We start from the raw sequence: 17,206 nt of genomic DNA, 5'->3' as shown, positions 1-17,206 counted from the left end.
CGGGAGTTCCACAAGAATCGAAATAATCACCAACTGAGCAAGAATAGCAAATAAAATCAATAAGTTAATATTGAAACCAGTCGTGCGCTGGCGCATTTCCCCTGCGAAGGGAGAGAGGCGATGACAGACGACGTCAGGTTGCCCCGCAAGCTTTCCGAAGAGGCAGAAGCATCGAAGCCCGTGCGCCCCAGCCATCAGAAGGTGATCGAGGAGGTGGAGCGCTGGGCGAACAGCCCGGGCCTGCAGCCACCGAGGACGGAAAATGCGAAGACGTTCTGAACCACACACATTTGAGCAACGGCTCGAGGCGCAGAGGCTGCGGCTCGAGCACGAGATGGCGAAGCTACCGGACGGGCGGCAACGCGATTGCGTTGTTGCGCGTCTCGAACAGCTCCAGACTGCCGCCGAGATGTACGATTTCCTGATGCTACGGCAAGAAACTCCAACCCCTCGCTGATCGCGCCCCGCGTTCGGGCTGCCGGCGGCCCGAGGTGACGCGAAGCTTCCGCCTCAGCCACCATGCCGACACGGACACCATGGCCCAAGCCAGAACGGCGGCGGCGAATGCCCCGGTGATGCTCGCCGACACCACGACGTAGAAGACCGCTGCGAACGCTGCGAGGCCAATACTTCCGAGGCCGGCGCCCGCCGCGTCCAACGCTGCAGCCTGCTGCCCGCGTCTTCGCCCGCTGAGGCCGGCTTTTTCCTTGGCGCGGCGTTCATGGCGCTCGATCAACGTCGCGCTGGCGCAGAGGATGGCGGGAAGCGCGAGAAAGAGACCGCCGATGGCAACGCCAAAATGGCTGCCGATCAGGCCTGCCGCTACCGTCGCGAGGCCGCCCAGCACGAAACGCGCCGCGTACTCATACCAATGCGTCTGCTTCAGCGCGGATGATGACAGCTTGACCAGCATCAGGCGGCGCCTCCGAACCCGGCAAGCAAGCCGAAGGCGACCACGAGCCAAACCGCAAATGCGAGAATGGTGGCCGGCAGCGTGGCGAGACGAAATCTCATCAGGAGGTGGCAGACGGCGAGGCTGTAGCAGCCGAGGGCGACCGCGCCGTAGATCATTGTCCAGCTGTCGGCCGCGGCATATTGCGGGCCGTGCTGAACGACGGCGATGCCAAGCGTGGCGAGTGCGACCGACGGCGCCGCACCGAGAAGCCCGGCAAAGCTCTTCGGCCGCAGCATGTCGCCGACGATCGCGAACGCGGAAACGATCAGGCCGCCGGCGACGAAGCGCACGAGATATTCCGTCATGGCCATCCCCGCGAGGCTGGAGGCCGCTGCTGCCGTGACTTTGCCAGTGTGAACGGCCTGAATAATCGCTCGACGACGACGCCAAGAGTGAAGCCTGCCACCACGTCGCTGGCCCAATGTGCAAGCACCACGACGCGCGTCAACGACAAGGCCACGGCAAGGCAGCGTACCAAGCGGCGCGGGACCGGCGGCAACAGGCCGGCGGCCGAGGCGAGGGCGCCCATGTGCACGGCGTGACCTGAGGGAAATGCATCGCGCGGGCGCCCCGAATAGGGAATCCCGCGCCGGTGGCCGCTAACCGTCAGACGGTCCGGCCTCGTCTGATCAAACAAGGATTTCAGAGCATGCGGCAGCACGGCCGTCGCCAGCGATACCATCAGCAAGTGATCGGCGATGCGACTCTTCTGCGGTTGCTGTAGCCGGGTGTAGAGCCATCCCGCCGTGGCGAGCGCGACGAGCACATGCTCGTCGGCACCCCAGGTCAATGTCTGGGCGACATGCTCGAGTCCCGAAGTGGTGTTGTGCGCGATCTCGTTCGCGATCGCCGCGTCGATCCGGGTGGGTTTGATTGCTACGAGCGCCATCGGTCCGCCGGCGAGAAGTCCTCCATGTCAGTTTTGTAAAACTCAGAGACAAAGAAGAGTTCCTCAGTTTCAATCGCGTGGTATCAGCCCGCCGCGCCGCGACTATGGCTGTCCGGCTCCGCCGGCGGAGCCATACACTTGCCCGGTTGCATAGCTTGCGTCAGCCGCGGCAAGCTGCACGTAGATCGAGGCCAATTCGACCGGCTGGCCGGGACGACCGAGCGGTGTCATGCCGCCGAACTTTTCCAGCTTCTCCATCGTGGCGCCGCCGGAGACCTGGAGCGGCGTCCAAATCGGTCCGGGCGCGACGCCATTGACGCGGATGCCCTTGGAGGCGAGCTGCTTGGCCAGTGACTTCACATAGTTCATCGTCGCCGCCTTGGTCTGCGCATAATCATAGAGATCCGGCGAGGGATCGTAAGCCTGCTCGGAGGTCGTGCCGATGATGCAGGAGCCCGGCTTGAGATGCGGCAGCGCTGCCTTGATGATCCAGAACGGCGCGTAGACGTTCGTCTTCATGGTGGCGTCGAAATCCTCCGACGAGACGTCGAGGATGGAGGCGCGCGTCTGCTGCCGCGCTGCGTTGTTGACGATGATGTCGAGCCCGCCGAGGCCTTGCACGGCCTGCTCGACCAGCTGCTTGCAGAAGGCCTCGTCGTTGAGATCGCCGGGGATCGCGAGCCCGGTGCGTCCTTCCTTCCTGATCAGCGCGATCACTTCCTGCGCATCGGGCTCTTCCGCCGGCAGATAGTTGATGGCGACATCGGCGCCTTCGCGCGCATAGGCGATCGCGGCGGCGCGGCCCATGCCGGAATCGCCACCGGTGATCAATGCCTTGCGGTTGGCGAGCCGGCCGGAGCCCTTGTAGCTGGTCTCGCCATGATCCGGCCGCGGCTCCATCTTGCCGGCAAGGCCCGGCCAGGGCTGCGCCTGCTTCTTGAACGGCGGCTTCGGATAGCGGCTGACGGGATTGATCAGGTCGTGCTCAGCCATGGACGTATCTCCTTTAGCCGTCGAGGCGGCCAGCGAAGCCGCCGCGAACGTTGGCTCGCGGCGTGGACGACGTGCCGGCGGGATATCGAGGTCTTGTCTTGCTGCGCCATGAGGATCTCCGCGATTCTGTGATCCAACGTGCGGAGAAGGGCATCGTTGCTGAGACGAGGAGGACGCCGGCAGAGTCGGCGTCCCCGGCCGAGTCCTACTTGGACTGACCGACGCTCGGCGCCTTACCGAGCTCCTTGGCCATGTCGAGATGGTGCTTGAGCGCCGGCAGCGTCTTGCCGGCCCAATCCTTCAGTGCGGCATTATCGCCGCCCTTGGCATAGCGGTCGAACAGGGAGACGGCGTCCTGATGGGCGCTGACCTGGTAGGAATTGTAGTCCGAGCTGAAGTCCTTACCGGTTGCGCTCTTGAGCTTGTCGAGCTTGCTTTGGTGCGAGCTGTCGAGCGCCGTCGGCAGCGTCGCCTGGACCTTGCCGTTGCCAACCAGTCCCTTCAGCTCGCCGCTGGTCTTGGTGTGATCGGTCACCATCTGCTGGGCGAAGGATTTCTCCTGCGCATTGCCCTTCTGCTCGGCGAGCTTGCTCGACTCGATCTCGAACATGTCGCTGATGGCGACCTCCTTGACGAAGTCGGCGGTCGTCGGCGCGACGCCGAGCGCCGAATTGACGCCGGTCTTCTCGCCCAGCGATTGGGCCAATGCGGGGCCTGCAAGAAGCACGCAAGCAACGGCGGCAATGGTTCGTTTCATGGTCCGATCCCTCTAATTGGTTGCGCAGCCACTTGCCGCGCCATGTTGCGCCGATCAACACGCCGCAAGGGCCGAGGTTCCTAGCGGACTAGTCCGTGGGATTGCGCCCCGTGCGCGGATTGATGGGATCGGTCGGCTTGCGTCGAAGCCGCTCGGGCAGAAACGCCTCGGCCGGTGCGGCGGTGGCGTCGGCACGCACGTCGGCATGACGCTGTGCCCGCTCATGCGGCGTCCGGTTGTCGTTGAAACGCCACTTCACGTCGACGCCGTCGACGGGGTCGTTGACGCCGTGCTGGATGTCGCGGAAGTCACTCATGGTTCACCTCATTGCTTTCCGGGCAGAATCGATTCGAGCACCTGCCGCGCAGCTCCCTTGATCATCCCGCTCTCGTTCGGATCGCCCTTCATCAGAGCGAGCGAGAAGTTCTTCGCCTGCTGCAAGGTGATGTGCGGCGGCAGCGGCGGCACCTCGGGATCGGTTTTCACTTCCAGCACGACAGGCATATCGCTCGCCAGCCGCGCCTGCACGAAATTCATCTTGCCTTCGGCCCGGCTCATCGCGCCGAACAGGCCGTTGATGCCGTCTCCGGGATAACCGAAGATGTGGCGCACGCCCCATTGATGCAGGCGCCGAACGATGAAGTCGGAGACGGTCTGAGACATTGCGCGTGGCTCTCCAGGTTCGAACCCAGTTAGCCTCAGAACCTGTTGTCTACGGCGATGTTCCCTGGCGCTTGCGGAACACGCGCCGGAACGATCGCTGACCCCTCGCGGTTGATTCACAAATGGCTGAGTGGAGAATTACGATGCTGAATCAGGGCGAACTGGACCGGAACGAGATGGGCCGCCTGATCGGGAGCGACAAGGTCGAGGGAACATCGGTCTACGGGGCCGATCGAAACAGGATCGGTTCAATCGAACGCGTGATGATCGACAAGATCACTGGCAAGGTCTCTTACGCAGTGCTTGGCTTCGGCGGATTTCTCGGCCTCGGCAATGATCACTACCCATTGCCCTGGCAGTCGCTGAAATACGACACCGAGCTTGGCGGCTATGTTACCGCAATTACCGCGAAGGATCTGGAAAGCGCTCCAAAATACGGCGAAAAGACCGAGTGGAACTGGAGTGATGACGCTGCTGTACGCGGTATCAATGCCTATTACGGCGTCCCCTTCGTGTAGCAAAAGGACGATGCGATGAGCGATGCGATGAGCAAGGAACGGCCCACCGACGATCCCCGGGATCGGAACGACTGGGGCTCGCACAGACAGACGGACAAGCCCTGGAAGGGCAATCCGGAGAAAGAACAGGTCTCGAACAAAGAAGTAAAGCCCGATCTCGAGAAGTGGCACGAGACCAAGACGCACTAGTGGTGCGCATTTTCCCGTAAGACCATCGAAGCGTGGCACGCCGGCGCCGCGCTTTTTTGCAGCACCGTGTTCACGAATGGCAGCGGCGTTCCAGCAAGACGGAACCATGCTTCTGCGCTGTGGTTGGGCTCCCGGCGCGCGAGTCGGCTCAATCGGCTCGCGGCCGGTAGTCCCGAGAAAAGGTGTTCAGCGTGGATGCTCAAACCCGGGAGCGTGGGCCGTCCGCGGAGCAGCCGCAGAGGGCGAAGGAAGCTCCGACCACGAATCCTGATCAAGCCCGCGACGTCAAAGACCAGCCGGACAAGCCGGCGCCGCCGTTGCGCGCGCGGCTTCGCGAGCATTGGCTGCTCACAACTGCCGGCGCCATTGTGCTGATCGCGGCGCTCGTCGGCGGTCTGCTTTATTGGCTTGAGATCCGCCATTACGAATCCACCGACGACGCTTTCGTCGCCGCGCGCAGCTTTTCCGTGGCTTCGAAGGTGGGTGGCTACGTGACCGACGTTCCGGTCACGGATAACCAGCACGTCAATGCAGGAGATTTGCTCGCCAAGATCGACGAGCGCGACTACCGGATCGCGGTCGACCAGGCCAACGCGCAGGTCGCGGTCTCCAAGGCGAACATCGACAATGTCGAGGCGCAGATCGTTTCGCAGCAGGAGCAGATCAAGCAGGCCCAGGCTCAGCTCGAGCAGGCGCAAGCCCAGCTCCAGTTCTCGCAGGAAGAATTTGCGCGGGCGCAGGATCTGGTCGAGAAGGGCGCCGGCACCGTGCAGCGCCAGCAGCAGACCCGTTCCGATCTTCAAGCCCAGCAAGCCAACACGGAGCGCGCGAGGACCGCAGTCACGGCGGCACAACTCGGCATCAAATCGCTGCAAGCGCAGCTCGAAGGCGCCAAGGCGCAGCTGGAGCAATCGCAAACGCAGCTCGATCAGGCCAAGCTGAACCTGCAATATACCAGCGTCGTTGCCGCGCAGTCCGGCCGCGTCGTCAAGCTGAGCGGCGCCAAGGGCACATTCGTCACCGCCGGCCAGAGCCTGATGATGTTCGTGCCCGACGAGGTCTGGATCGTCGCCAATTACAAGGAGACGCAGCTCAACGACATGCGTCCAGGTCAGCCGGTGGAGATCCGCATCGATGCCTATCCCGGCCGCAAGCTGACCGGCCACGTCGATTCGGTGCAGCCGGGCTCGGGCACCGCGTTCAGCCTGCTGCCGGCGGAGAATGCCACCGGCAACTACGTCAAGGTGGTACAGCGTGTGCCGGTGAAGATCGTGGTCGACAACTGGCCGCCCGATCTGCCTGTTGGTCCCGGCATGTCGGTCGTGCCCTGGACCAGGGTGCGATGACGGACGTCACGCAAGGCCGCGCGGCCGCCGGCGGCTGGTCGCCGGAGCGTTCAGCGGCGGGCGGGCACAATCCCTATCTGATTGCCTTCGTGGTCTCGATCGCGACTTTCATGGAGGTGCTTGACACCACCATCGCCAACGTCGCATTGCGCCACATCGCCGGCGGCCTCGCGGTCGGCATCGACGAGAGCACCTATGTCATCACCAGCTATCTCGTTGCCAATGCCGTCGTGCTCTCAATCTCGGGTTGGCTATCGACCGTGATGGGACGCAAGCGCTTCTACATGATCTGCGTCGCGACTTTCTCGGTGGCCTCGCTGTTGTGCGGATCTGCCTGGAGTTTGCAGTCGCTGGTGCTGTTTCGCATCCTTCAAGGCCTCGGCGGCGGCGGCATGGCCACCAGCGAGCAGGCGATCCTTGCCGATTCGTTTCCGCCGCAAAAACGCGGCCAGGCCTTCGCCATCTATGGCGTCGCCGTCGTGGTCGCCCCAGTGATCGGCCCGACGCTCGGCGGCTGGATCACCGACACCTATTCCTGGCATTGGGTGTTCCTGATCAACGTGCCGATGGGTCTGATCTCGCTGTTCCTGGTCGGCACGCTGGTCAAGGAGCCGTCGGGCGCGGAAGAGGAGAGGGCGGAGCTGCTGAGCAGAGGCCTGCGCGTCGACTACATCGGCTTCCTGCTGGTCGCGATCGGGCTCGGCGCGCTCGAATTCGTGCTTGACGAAGGTCAGCGCAATGATTGGTTCGGATCGAACATGATCCTGTTCTTTGCACTTCTTGCCGCCTTCTGCCTGCTCGCATTGATCCCATGGGAGTTGATGCGGGATGATCCGATCGTCGACATCCGCCTGATCGGCAGGCGCCAGTTCGGGTCCTGCTTCCTGGTCATGCTCGGCACATTCGCGGTGCTGATCTCAACGACGCAGCTATTGCCGCAGCTTTTGCAGACGGAGCTGGGCTATACCGCCATGCTTGCAGGATTGGTGCTGTCGCCGAGCGGCGTCGTGACGATGATGTTGATGCCGGTGGCGGGACGACTAGTCACGATCGTGCAGCCCAAATATCTCATTATGTTCGGCGCTGCGACTGCCGCACTTTCCATGTGGCATCTGACCGGGCTTACCGGGGAGATCACCTACGGCTATGCCGCGCTGGCGCGAATCTATCTCGCGGTCGCTCTTCCGTTCCTGTTCCTTCCGGTGACGACGGCATCCTATGACGGCTTGCCACCCGAGAAGACCAACCAGGCCTCCGCCCTAATCAATGTCGCGCGCAATATCGGCGGCTCGATGGGGGTTGCGCTGGCGCAGACGCTCCTGGCTCAGCGCCAGCAATTCCATCAGAGCCGTCTGATCGAGCACGCTGCGCCCTCGGATCTCGGCTACCAGCAGACCATCGACGCGATGACGCGCTACTTCCAGGCCCAGGGCTCGAATGCGAGCGATGCAGCGTCGCAGGCGGTCGCATGGGTCGGCAAGACCTTGCAGCAGCAGGTCGATTTCCTGGCCTATATCGACGTGTTCTGGACGCTCGCCATCGTCGCGGTGCTGATGATTCCCACCGCGGCCGTGCTGCGCCGGATCGATTTGAGCGCGCCGGCGCGGGGGCACTGACGCGCCCTCCACCCGTCCGGAGAGAAATGGTGACCGCGGCACGAGACTGCGGCTAGACTGAACCTGACACTAGGCAAAATTCCGGGAGGAGAAACTAAGTGAAGACCGCGATCACCGAACTGTTCGGCATCGAGCACCCGATCATCCAGGGCGGCATGCATTTCGTCGGCTTTGCCGAGCTGGCTGCCGCCGTCTCCAATGCCGGCGGGCTTGGCATCATCACCGGTCTCACGCAGAAGACGCCCGAGCTGCTGGCCAAGGAGATCGCGCGCTGCCGCGACATGACGGACAAGCCGTTCGGCGTGAATCTCACCTTCCTGCCGACCTTCTCGGCGCCGCCTTATCCGGAATACATCGCGGCCATCATCGAAGGTGGAATCAAGGCGGTTGAGACCGCGGGCCGCAGCCCGGAAGCATACCTGCCGGCGCTGAAGGCGGCCGGCATCAAGGTCATCCATAAGTGCACTTCAGTCCGCCACTCGCTGAAAGCAGAGCGGATCGGCTGCGACGCCGTCAGCGTCGACGGGTTTGAATGCGGCGGCCATCCCGGCGAGGACGACATTCCCAACATGATCCTGCTGCCGCGCGCTGCGGAAGAATTGAAGATCCCGTTCGTCGCCTCCGGCGGCATGGCCGACGGGCGCAGCCTCGTCGCGGCGTTGTCGCTGGGCGCAGCCGGCATGAACATGGGCACGCGCTTCATCGCCACCAAGGAAGCGCCGGTGCATCAGAACGTCAAGAATGCGCTGGTCGCCGCCACCGAGCTCGACACCCGCCTGATCATGCGGGCGCTGCGCAATACCGAGCGCGTCCTGAAGAACGCCAATGTCGACCGTCTGCTCGAGATCGAGCGCGCGAAGGGCGCCAAGCTCACGATCGACGACATTCACGACCAGGTCGCGGGTGTCTATCCCAGGATCATGCTGGATGGTCAGATGGACGCGGGCGCCTGGAGCTGCGGCATGGTCGCAGGCCTCATCCACGACATTCCCTCCTGCAAGGAACTCGTCGACCGCATCATGAGCGAGGCGGAAACCATCATCCGCAGCCGCCTGATCGGGTTCCTCGATGGGACAGGGACGACGCGAAAGGTCGCCTGACATCGCCAAACTTCTTAACCACGGCGGCAATTGGCCGCTGGAATTGCGCGCGACGCCTCTTAAATACGGGTAAATTGCCCCTTTCATAATCGATTTCAGGAGGCGTCCGTGGTCCTGAAAAGCGTTCCCTTTGCAATTGCCGTGGCCCTCGTGCTCGCAGGGGCGGGCATCGCGCGCGCTGACGACTACAAGCCTGACGAATATCTCGGTCTCGATCTGTCCAAGGCTGTGCTGTCGCCGAAGCGGCTCGGTCCGGAGACGAAATTCGCGCCGGTCGCTTTGGAGGCACGCGGCGGCAACGAGGCGCAGGCGCGCGCCGAGCCGATTGACGTGCCAAAGAAGGTCGCCGCTGAACGCGTGCACGTGGCCGAGCCCAAGGTCGGCCATGCCCGGAGCGCCCAGCCGCGCGGTGCGGCGCGCACCAAACTCTCACGTCGTCACGGCAATCCGCTGGACGCGCAGGCAAGGGACACGCGCATCCAGACCTGGCCGTGCCGCTCCGGCGGCATCTGCAACTGGAAGCGCTAGCTCATAGGCGTCATCCCTGCGTCGCAAAACCGTAGGCGCGCAGTCAAGAAACCGTAAGCTGGAAGTCAAGGAGCGCAGGCACCTTCCGTCGCGATTCGACGAAGGTTTCCTGAATGGCAACGCTCCGCGCCGCGCGGGCATGGACCCGGCGGCAATTTTTGGTTCGCTCGACCTCCAGCCTCGCCATCGCCTCGCTTGGGACGCTCGCAAAGCCGCATCTCAGCCGCGCCGCCGATCGTCCGCAGATCACGAGCGGCATCCAGTCCGGCGATGTCTGTGACGGCGCCGCCGTGATCTGGGCGCGCGCCGACCGGCCGGCGCGGATGCAGGTGGAATGCTCGACCGTCGAGAGTTTTAAGACGATCATTGCGTCGGCTTCGCGAGATGCGCTGCCCGATGCCGACTTCACTGCAAAGCTGCTGCTGAACGATCTGCCGCCCGGGCAGGACATCTTCTATCGCGTGCGCTTCGACGATATTGCGACCGGTATCGCCGGCGAGAGCCGCATCGGCCATTTCCGCACAGCACCGATCGCGGGCCGGTCGATCTCGTTCCTGTGGTCCGGCGATACCGCGGGACAGGGCTGGGGCATCGATGTCTCGCGCGGCGGGTATCGCAGTTATCGCACCATGCTCGACAACCGCCCGGATTTCTTCATCCACTCCGGCGACCATATCTACGCCGACTGCACCATTCCTTCCGAGCAGAAGCTGCCGAACGGCGAGACCTGGCGCAACATCGTCACCGAGGACAAGGCCGAGGTCGCGCACACGCTGGCGCAGTTCCGCGGCAATTACAAATACAACCATTTGGACGAGCACTTTCGCGCCTTTCACGCGCAAGTGCCGATGTTCGCTCAGTGGGACGATCACGAGGTCACCAACGACTGGTCGCCGACCGGCAGCTACGACGATGCGGGCTTCGAGGACGACGGCTCGCCGCGCCTGGTCGCGCGCGCCCGCCGCGCCTTCTTCGACTTCATGCCGATCCGCGACATCGGCGCGCGCCAGGGTCGGGTCTATCGCAAGATCGCGTATGGCCCGCTGCTCGACGTCTTCATGATCGACATGCGCAGCTATCGCGATGAGACCTGGAACAAGGGAAACGATCATCGCGGCTGGATCCTCGGCGCTGAGCAGCTCGCCTGGCTCAAGCGCGAGCTCGCCGCCTCGCGCGCGACCTGGAAGGTGATCGCGGCCGATTTGCCGATCGGCCTGATCAGCCTCGACGCCGTTGCGCTCGGCAATGGGCCGCCTGACCGGCGCGAGCACGAGATTGCCGATCTGCTGGCGTTCATCAAGCGCGCCGGAATCTGCAACATCGTCTGGCTCACCGCCGACATGCACTACACCGCCGCGCACTACTACGATCCGAACAAGGCGCAATTCCAGGATTTCGATCCGTTCTGGGAATTCGTCTCCGGCCCGCTGCATGCCGGCACCTGGGGGCCGGGCGAGCTCGATGACACGTTTGGTCCGGTCGCGATGTACCAGCATGGCTGTAGTGCGGCGCAGGGCGAGAATCTCGCGCCCTGCTTCGGCCTGCAGTTCTTCGGCCGGGTCGACATCGACGGCCGCAGCGGCGTGATGACCGTGACCCTGAAGGATGTCGACAACCGTGACCTTTGGTCGGTCGATATCGTGCCGCGGCCGCCGGCCCGACCGGCTGTGGTGGCGCAGCATTCGTGAGGGACGACCGCACTGAGCCCTGATCGTCCTGCCCGGGCTTGTCCCGGGCATCCACGTTCTTTGTGCCGCGGGGCAAGGCGTGGATGGCCGGGTCAAGCCCGGCCATGACGATGGGGAAGCATCGTGCGTCCCAAAGCTAACCCGATCTTGATTGGCCGCCCTGCGCCGCCCGCGCTATGGTGGCCACTCCCACCACTTCCTTTCCATCACCGAAGAGTCTGTCACCGCGCGTCCGGCGGGATGAATGACGTCAGGAGCCTGTTCATGGAGCATCTGCAGACACAGGGCATCAGCATGCCCAAGCTCGGCCTCGGCACCTTCCGCATGCAGGGCGACATCTGCCGCGCCGCGGTCGAGAGTGCGCTGTCGATCGGCTATCGCCACATCGACACCGCCGAGATGTATGCCAATGAGGACTCGATCGGTTCGGCCATCGCCGCTTCCCGTCTGCCGCGCGGCGAGCTGCACGTCACCACAAAAGTCTGGCACGAGAATCTGGCACCGGAGGCGATCCGTCGGGCTTTCGATGCCAGCCTGAACAAGCTCAGGCTCGACCATGTCGACCTCTATCTCGTGCACTGGCCGTCGAGAGCCGCCAATTGGGGCGCGGTGTTCGAGACCCTGATGAAGCTGAAGGAGGAGGGACGCACACGGGCGATCGGCGTTGCGAACTTTACCACAGCGCTGCTCAAGATCGCCGTCGAGGACATCAAGGCGCCGATCGCCTGCAACCAGATCGAATATCATGCCATGCTCGATCAATCGAACGTGCTGGCCTATCTCGACGCCAAGTCGATCCCGCTCGTCGCCTATTGCCCGCTGGCGCAGGGGCGCTTCGCAACAGATCCGGTGCTGAGCGAGATCGGAGTTAAGCACAATGCGACCGCAGCGCAGGTCGCACTGAAATGGCTGCTCGATCAGAACGGCGTCGCGGCCATTCCGAAGGCCTCGCGGCGCGAGAGCCAAAAGGCCAATCTCGATGCCCTGAAGATCACGCTCGACGACGCCGACCGCAATAAGATCGCCGCACTGCCAAAGGACATGCGCTGCGTCAATCCCGGCTTCGCGCCGGCGTGGGATTAGCCCCGAGTGCTTTCGAACGCAAAGAGATGGCCCCGTAAGGGGCCATCTCCATGCTGCGTTGCGCATTAGTCCCAGTGGTGGCGATGGCTGCGCTTGATCACGACGACCCTGTCACCGCGATGGTGCCAGCCGCGATGCCAGCCGTAGTCATGGTGCATGCGATATTCGGCGCGGGCGCCGTACGGGCCGTGATGATGACCGCGTTTGATCACCACCGTCTCGGCGCTCGCCAGCGTCGGCGCCGCGATCACCAGCGCGCCGAGAGCCGCAACCACATAACCGAGCCTCTTCATGATGTCTCTCCTCCAATCGAATGCACATCTAAACCGCGCGTGCACGCGAACGTTCCGGAGGAACTGCGGGAGAATTCTGAACGGCTGTTAATCGCAGCGTTGCTGCGCCGGTGTCGGCGCGCCGGTCGCGACGTATCTGCCGTCCCTGATCGTGTACTCGCCGCGCTCGCTGCGATTGTAGATCGCGCGCAGGCTGCCATCCTTCTGCAAGAGGAGTCCAAATTCGCGCGTCTGATGCAGCGAGGGGAAGAACACCATCACATTGAGCAGGCCCTCGGCATTGACCGCGGCGGAGACGACCTCGTTCTCGTCCCTGGCGTCGCCGAAGTTGCGCCCGTACATCACCCGGCCGTCCTTCCTGATCTCGTAGGTCAAGAGCGCGCGCTTGTCGCGGTCGGGCCGAACCGCGCAGTCGACCGCCCAAGAGCCGAGCAGGCCCCATTGTTCGACCGTCGCCGCAAGCGTCTCGGCACGCGCCGCGGACGCGAGTGCGACCCACAGCAGCGCAGCCGCGATCCAGCGGCTCAAACAACCCGTCATGTCCTGGCAAGCCCCGCCTCGAAGAATTCCAAAGTGTAGCATCCCGCGCACGGCCGTCCACGCCAGCTGCCGATCGCGCGCGAATTTGATCCGCGTCAATGAGGCCGGCCGTTTCCGGGGTAGGATGTGCTTCCCGAAGGCGAACGTGGATAGACCAATGCTGAATCAAGTCGTGGATTTTGCGGGCGAAGTGCTCCCGGGGAGCTGCGCCGTGCCGCCTTATTCCGAGACCGCGTTTCTGGCCGAGCTAGGCGAGCGCTTAAGGTCCTCGCGCACGCGCTGTGACCTGTCGCGCCGCGAGCTGGCCCGCCGCTCCGGGATTTCCGAGCGGTACATCGCCCAGATCGAGGCCGGCAAGGGCAACGTCTCGATCGTCCTGTTGCTGCGGCTCGCCTCCGCGATCCACGGCAGCCAGCCCCAAGTGGCTTAATATCAGGCGGCTTAATATCAGGCCCGCTTCTCCACATTGGCGCTGCGGGCCGGCACGCCAAATTCCTTGCGGCAGACCTCGGCCAGCACGGCGATCCCCTCGCGGATCTGCTGATGCGTCGGGCTCGCAAAGCACAGCCTCAGCCGCGAGTTGGAATGGTTCTTGTTGGTCGACCATTCCGGTCCCGGATTGATCGAGACGCCGGCGGCCAGCGCGGCCTGATAGAGCTTGAGCGTATCGACCTGGTCGGGCAGCTTCACCCACAGGAAGATGCCGCCCTTGGGCTCCTCGAACTCGGCCGCCGTCCCGAACTGCTCGTTCAGGGCTTCCATCAGCGTATCGAGCTTGGTGCGCAGCGCCTTCGTCAGGGCCGGCACGTGGGTCGAAAAATGCGGCTTGCAATAGGTGGCGAGCACCATCTGCTCCAGCGCGCCCGAGCCGGCATCCGTCTTCAGCGACAGCATCCGCGACATCACATCCCAGGGCGCCACGACGAAGCCGACGCGCAGTGCCGGCGCGATCGATTTCGAGAACGAGCCGATATGGATCACCCCGCCGTTTCGGCTCATCGCATGGATCGCAGGTGGCCGCTGGCCCGACCAGACGTCCTCGAAGATCGGCACGCCGTATTCTGCCGATAGCCGCAGCAGCTCGGCGCGCCGGCTCTCCGGTATGATGCTGCCCGTCGGGTTCTGCACTGTCGGGATGGTGTAGATGTATTTGGGACGGATGCCGCGGCTCTTCAGGTCGACTAGCGTCGCGGCCAGCACGTCCATGCGCATGCCATCCTTGTCGAGGGGGATGCCGACCACATTGACGCCGAGCCGCGCCAGGCGCGTCAGCGCGCCCTGATAGCTCTCCTGTTCGAAAATCACGGTATCGCCGCGCGTCAGCAGCGTGGCGTTGACGAGATCGAGCGCCTGGAGCGAGCCCGAGACGATCAGGAGATCGTCGACCGTGCAGGTGATGCCGGCATCGCGCTTGAGCTTTGTCACCAGGAATTCGCGCAAGGGCAGGTAACCCTGGGGACCGTGCGCCAGCCCGTAAGTGGCAAGCGAGCGGCCCTCGCGTTGCAGCGCCAGGTTCGTCGCCTCGATCAGGCCCTCGAGCGGCACCTGCTCGGAATCGTTGTTGCCGCCGACGAAGCTGTATTTGGCAAGGCCCGTCCAGCGCGCAGTGGGGGCCGGCAGCCCTGCGGGAAACAGGGGCGCGAAATCGAAGCTGGACGTCATGGGCGTTCCTCATCTTGTTCTTGTTGGGCGGCAGGCGTTGCACCGGCCTGTCTTACTTCCTGCTGGCCGTCCGGGTCGGACGTCCCTGGCTGATGAAAGCGTAATGCGCATTGGCGACGCCGCCAACCATCAGGGCTTCGACCACGGGCTCGGCGATCTCGCTTGTTGCGGCCCAGTCCACGAGAAAATTGGCTCCGGTGCCGCCGCGGACGTCGTCGGTCGGAATGAAGATCGAGACGGTGGCGAGCGGCCTCAAGGCGACCGGCGCCGTCAGATAGCTCTCGACTTGCTTGCCTGCGGTGTCGAAATAGGCGATGCGTTTGACCACCAGCGGCCGGGTCTCGGAGGCATTGTGCACGCTCAGCGTCACCGAGAAGTCGACGCGCAGCTTGCCCTGGCTCATCGCGACGCTGGAATAGGCGGGCACGTAGAATCCGCCGGAGACGACGAGTTCTTCCTTCGGCAGCGCGGTTAGCGAATCAGCAAAGTTTTGTTCGATACTGACCTTGGATTGCGCGGCGGCGGGCGCGGCGTAGGCGAGGGGGCATAGCAGCATTGCCGCGAAGAGCCCTTTCCGCATGTGACGAATTGCTCGCTTGCCGCACCGCAACCCGTCTCTAGGGTGCGGCAAAACGGACCAATTTGGCATGCACGAGCTCATTCGCGACATCACTCTCTGTATTCTGTTTGCCTGGATGCTGGGCCTGCTCGCCCATTTCTCCCGGCAACCCCTGATCCTGGCCTACCTTATCGCCGGCTTCTGCATAGGTCCATTCGGCGCCGGCTGGGTCAAATCGCAGGAATCGATCAGCGTCATCTCCGAGCTCGGCCTGATTTTCATGCTGTTCATGATCGGGCTGGAGATCGACCTGAAGAAGATCGTGCGGGCGGGAAAGGTGATCCTGTTCGCGGCGGGCGGCCAGCTGCTCGGGGGCTGCCTGCTCGGGGTCTTGTTCTTCGTCGGCATCGGCCTGTCGCTCGGCGGCGGGCATTTCGATGCGGTCTATCTCTGTGTCGCCTGCGCGTTGTCGAGCACTGTCATCATCGTCAAGGTGCTCTACGAGAAGCGCGAGCTCGACACGCTGCCGGGTCGCATCACCCTCGGCGTGCTGGTGCTCCAGGATATCTTCGCCATCCTGTTCCTGGCGGTGCAGCCCAGTCTGGCCAATCTGCAAGTCAGCGTCATCCTGCTCTCGATCGGCCGCGTCGCGGTGCTGGTCGCCGCCGCGCTTCTGGTCAGCCGCTACGTGCTGCCGCGCCTGTTCCACCAGATCGCACGGCGGCCCGAGCTGATCCTGCTCGGCGCGCTCGCCTGGTGCTTCCTCGTCGCCGAAACTGCGGAGCGGCTGTCGCTGTCGCGCGAGATGGGCGCGCTGATCGCCGGCGTCTCGCTCTCGACCTTTCCTTACGCGCTCGACGTCACCGCCAAGGTCACGACGCTCCGCGACTTCTTCATCACGCTGTTCTTCGTCGCGCTCGGCATGACCATTCCCGTGCCCGGTCTCTCCGTCATCGGACTGGCCTTGATGATCGCGGCGTTTACCGTGGTGAGCCGCCTCATCACCACCTTCATCCCACTCTACCTGATGAAGCAGGGGCTTCGCGCGAGCCTGTTGCCGGCCCTCAACCTCGCCCAGATCTCCGAGTTCTCCCTGGTGGTGATCCAGACCGGCATCGCCGACCACCATATCGCGCCGGAGACGGCGAACGCGGCCTCCTTCGCCTTCGTGGTGCTGGCCGTGCTCTCGACCTTCGTGATGACGCGCAGTGACGAGATCACCCGCTGGATGATCGGCCCCCTGAAGCGGATCGGCCTGCGCGACCTCGATCATGGCAGCGGGCATGCCGAGGAGGCCCATGGGGGCGGCCATGGCGAGGCCCGCCGCATCGTCATCCTCGGCTTTTTCCGTGCGGCGAGCGCGCTTTTGGCCGAGATCGAACGGCAGGCCCCGGTGCTGCTGGAGCAGATCACGGTGGTCGATTTCAACCCCAATGTGTACCAGACCCTGCTCTCGCGCGGCCTGCACGTGATCTATGGCGACATCAGCAATGTCGACACGCTGCTCCATGCCGGCGTCGGCAAGTCCGAGATGATCATTCTCAGCGTGCCGGATTCGCTGCTGAAGGGCGCCACCAACGAGAAGCTGGTCCGCCACGTCCGCGCGCTCAACCCCACCGCCCTGATCGTGGCGACCGCCGACCTCCTGGCCGATGTCAGCGAGCTCTACGAGGCCGGCGCCAGCTATGTCACCGTGACCCGGCTCAGCGACGCCCACGAGCTGTTCACGGTGATCGAAGCCGCCCAGGCCGGCCTTCTGGCCGACAAGCGCGCCGAGCTCGATCAGAGGCTCGGCGAGCGGCGCGAAGTGCTGCCGTGACCGCGCCC

General features: G+C 63.9%; 22 protein-coding genes. 11 read left to right on the top strand and 11 right to left on the bottom strand.

Annotated features, from left to right (window positions below):
* Window positions 1-120: 120 nt before the first annotated feature.
* Window positions 121-279, top strand: coding sequence for a hypothetical protein (locus XH85_RS45485; protein WP_164939090.1), 159 nt, complete (start codon window positions 121-123; stop codon window positions 277-279).
* Between the two features lie 148 nt (window positions 280-427).
* Here the strand turns inward: XH85_RS45485 and XH85_RS33745 are convergent, their stop codons facing one another.
* The 7 genes from XH85_RS33745 to XH85_RS48135 form a co-directional block, all read right to left on the bottom strand.
* Window positions 428-913, bottom strand: coding sequence for a hypothetical protein (locus tag XH85_RS33745; protein WP_128935337.1), 486 nt, complete (start codon window positions 911-913; stop codon window positions 428-430).
* Window positions 913-1,260, bottom strand: a complete 348-nt coding sequence (locus XH85_RS33740; RefSeq protein WP_128935336.1) for a DUF3147 family protein — start codon at window positions 1,258-1,260, stop codon at window positions 913-915. The genes XH85_RS33745 and XH85_RS33740 overlap by 1 nt, the downstream gene beginning before the upstream one ends.
* Window positions 1,257-1,844: a phosphatase PAP2 family protein gene (locus XH85_RS33735; protein WP_128935335.1), complete on the bottom strand. Its 588-nt coding sequence runs from the start codon at window positions 1,842-1,844 to the stop codon at window positions 1,257-1,259. The genes XH85_RS33740 and XH85_RS33735 overlap by 4 nt, the downstream gene beginning before the upstream one ends.
* 102 nt (window positions 1,845-1,946) lie before the next feature.
* Window positions 1,947-2,837: an SDR family oxidoreductase gene (locus XH85_RS33730; protein WP_128935334.1), complete on the bottom strand. Its 891-nt coding sequence runs from the start codon at window positions 2,835-2,837 to the stop codon at window positions 1,947-1,949.
* A 205-nt stretch (window positions 2,838-3,042) separates the two neighbouring features.
* On the bottom strand, window positions 3,043-3,594 hold the full coding sequence (locus XH85_RS33725) for a DUF4142 domain-containing protein (protein WP_128935333.1): 552 nt from the start codon (window positions 3,592-3,594) through the stop codon (window positions 3,043-3,045).
* 88 nt (window positions 3,595-3,682) lie between these two features.
* Window positions 3,683-3,910 (bottom strand): hypothetical protein, encoded by a 228-nt coding sequence (locus XH85_RS33720; protein WP_128935332.1) that lies wholly within the window; start codon window positions 3,908-3,910, stop codon window positions 3,683-3,685.
* An 8-nt stretch (window positions 3,911-3,918) separates the two neighbouring features.
* Window positions 3,919-4,257, bottom strand: coding sequence for a thiamine pyrophosphate-binding protein (locus XH85_RS48135; RefSeq protein WP_128935331.1), 339 nt, complete (start codon window positions 4,255-4,257; stop codon window positions 3,919-3,921).
* A gap of 143 nt (window positions 4,258-4,400) precedes the next feature.
* Between XH85_RS48135 and XH85_RS33710 the strand changes: the two genes are divergently transcribed.
* The 8 genes from XH85_RS33710 (at window position 4,401) to XH85_RS33675 (ending at window position 12,325) form a co-directional block, all read left to right on the top strand.
* Complete coding sequence (locus tag XH85_RS33710; RefSeq protein WP_128935330.1) at window positions 4,401-4,775, top strand: PRC-barrel domain-containing protein; 375 nt, start codon at window positions 4,401-4,403, stop codon at window positions 4,773-4,775.
* Window positions 4,776-4,790: 15 nt separating this feature from the next.
* Entirely contained in the window at window positions 4,791-4,964 is a 174-nt protein-coding gene (locus XH85_RS45480; protein WP_164939902.1) for a hypothetical protein, read from the top strand.
* 191 nt (window positions 4,965-5,155) lie between these two features.
* Window positions 5,156-6,310: an HlyD family secretion protein gene (locus tag XH85_RS33705; protein ID WP_128935329.1), complete on the top strand. Its 1,155-nt coding sequence runs from the start codon at window positions 5,156-5,158 to the stop codon at window positions 6,308-6,310.
* Window positions 6,307-7,926 carry a DHA2 family efflux MFS transporter permease subunit gene (locus XH85_RS33700; RefSeq protein WP_128935328.1) on the top strand — a complete coding sequence of 540 codons (1,620 nt, stop codon included), beginning with the start codon at window positions 6,307-6,309 and terminating at the stop codon, window positions 7,924-7,926. Before XH85_RS33705 ends, XH85_RS33700 begins: the two co-directional genes overlap by 4 nt.
* Before the next feature lie 98 nt (window positions 7,927-8,024).
* Window positions 8,025-9,026 (top strand): NAD(P)H-dependent flavin oxidoreductase, encoded by a 1,002-nt coding sequence (locus tag XH85_RS33695; protein ID WP_128935327.1) that lies wholly within the window; start codon window positions 8,025-8,027, stop codon window positions 9,024-9,026.
* A gap of 108 nt (window positions 9,027-9,134) precedes the next feature.
* Window positions 9,135-9,554: a hypothetical protein gene (locus XH85_RS33690; protein ID WP_128935326.1), complete on the top strand. Its 420-nt coding sequence runs from the start codon at window positions 9,135-9,137 to the stop codon at window positions 9,552-9,554.
* A gap of 113 nt (window positions 9,555-9,667) precedes the next feature.
* Complete coding sequence (locus XH85_RS33685; RefSeq protein ID WP_128935325.1) at window positions 9,668-11,242, top strand: alkaline phosphatase D family protein; 1,575 nt, start codon at window positions 9,668-9,670, stop codon at window positions 11,240-11,242.
* A gap of 264 nt (window positions 11,243-11,506) precedes the next feature.
* On the top strand, window positions 11,507-12,325 hold the full coding sequence (locus tag XH85_RS33675) for an aldo/keto reductase (protein ID WP_128935324.1): 819 nt from the start codon (window positions 11,507-11,509) through the stop codon (window positions 12,323-12,325).
* Window positions 12,326-12,390: 65 nt separating this feature from the next.
* Here the strand turns inward: XH85_RS33675 and XH85_RS33670 are convergent, their stop codons facing one another.
* Together XH85_RS33670 and XH85_RS33665 are read right to left on the bottom strand one after the other, a co-directional pair.
* Window positions 12,391-12,618 carry a hypothetical protein gene (locus XH85_RS33670; protein ID WP_128935323.1) on the bottom strand — a complete coding sequence of 76 codons (228 nt, stop codon included), beginning with the start codon at window positions 12,616-12,618 and terminating at the stop codon, window positions 12,391-12,393.
* Window positions 12,619-12,705: 87 nt separating this feature from the next.
* Window positions 12,706-13,158 (bottom strand): hypothetical protein, encoded by a 453-nt coding sequence (locus XH85_RS33665; RefSeq protein WP_164939910.1) that lies wholly within the window; start codon window positions 13,156-13,158, stop codon window positions 12,706-12,708.
* A gap of 157 nt (window positions 13,159-13,315) precedes the next feature.
* Between XH85_RS33665 and XH85_RS33660 the strand changes: the two genes are divergently transcribed.
* The gene (locus XH85_RS33660) at window positions 13,316-13,588 is read left to right on the top strand and encodes a helix-turn-helix domain-containing protein (protein WP_128935322.1); all 273 of its coding nucleotides are present in this window, start codon (window positions 13,316-13,318) and stop codon (window positions 13,586-13,588) included.
* Window positions 13,589-13,605: 17 nt separating this feature from the next.
* On the opposite strand, the gene XH85_RS33655 is transcribed toward XH85_RS33660, so the two are convergent.
* Both XH85_RS33655 and XH85_RS33650 read right to left on the bottom strand, forming a co-directional pair.
* Window positions 13,606-14,820, bottom strand: coding sequence for an aminotransferase-like domain-containing protein (locus XH85_RS33655; RefSeq protein ID WP_128935321.1), 1,215 nt, complete (start codon window positions 14,818-14,820; stop codon window positions 13,606-13,608).
* 52 nt (window positions 14,821-14,872) lie between these two features.
* Window positions 14,873-15,400, bottom strand: a complete 528-nt coding sequence (locus tag XH85_RS33650; RefSeq protein WP_164939909.1) for a DUF3124 domain-containing protein — start codon at window positions 15,398-15,400, stop codon at window positions 14,873-14,875.
* Between the two features lie 67 nt (window positions 15,401-15,467).
* Here XH85_RS33650 and XH85_RS33645 point away from each other — a divergent pair, with 67 nt between their 5' ends.
* Window positions 15,468-17,198: a cation:proton antiporter gene (locus tag XH85_RS33645; RefSeq protein WP_128935319.1), complete on the top strand. Its 1,731-nt coding sequence runs from the start codon at window positions 15,468-15,470 to the stop codon at window positions 17,196-17,198.
* Window positions 17,199-17,206 lie beyond the last annotated feature (8 nt).

Source organism: Bradyrhizobium zhanjiangense (genome assembly GCF_004114935.1).
Lineage (GTDB): Bacteria > Pseudomonadota > Alphaproteobacteria > Rhizobiales > Xanthobacteraceae > Bradyrhizobium > Bradyrhizobium zhanjiangense.
Note: the sequence above shows the minus strand (reverse complement) of the source record. Positions and strands in the feature narration are given on the sequence as shown.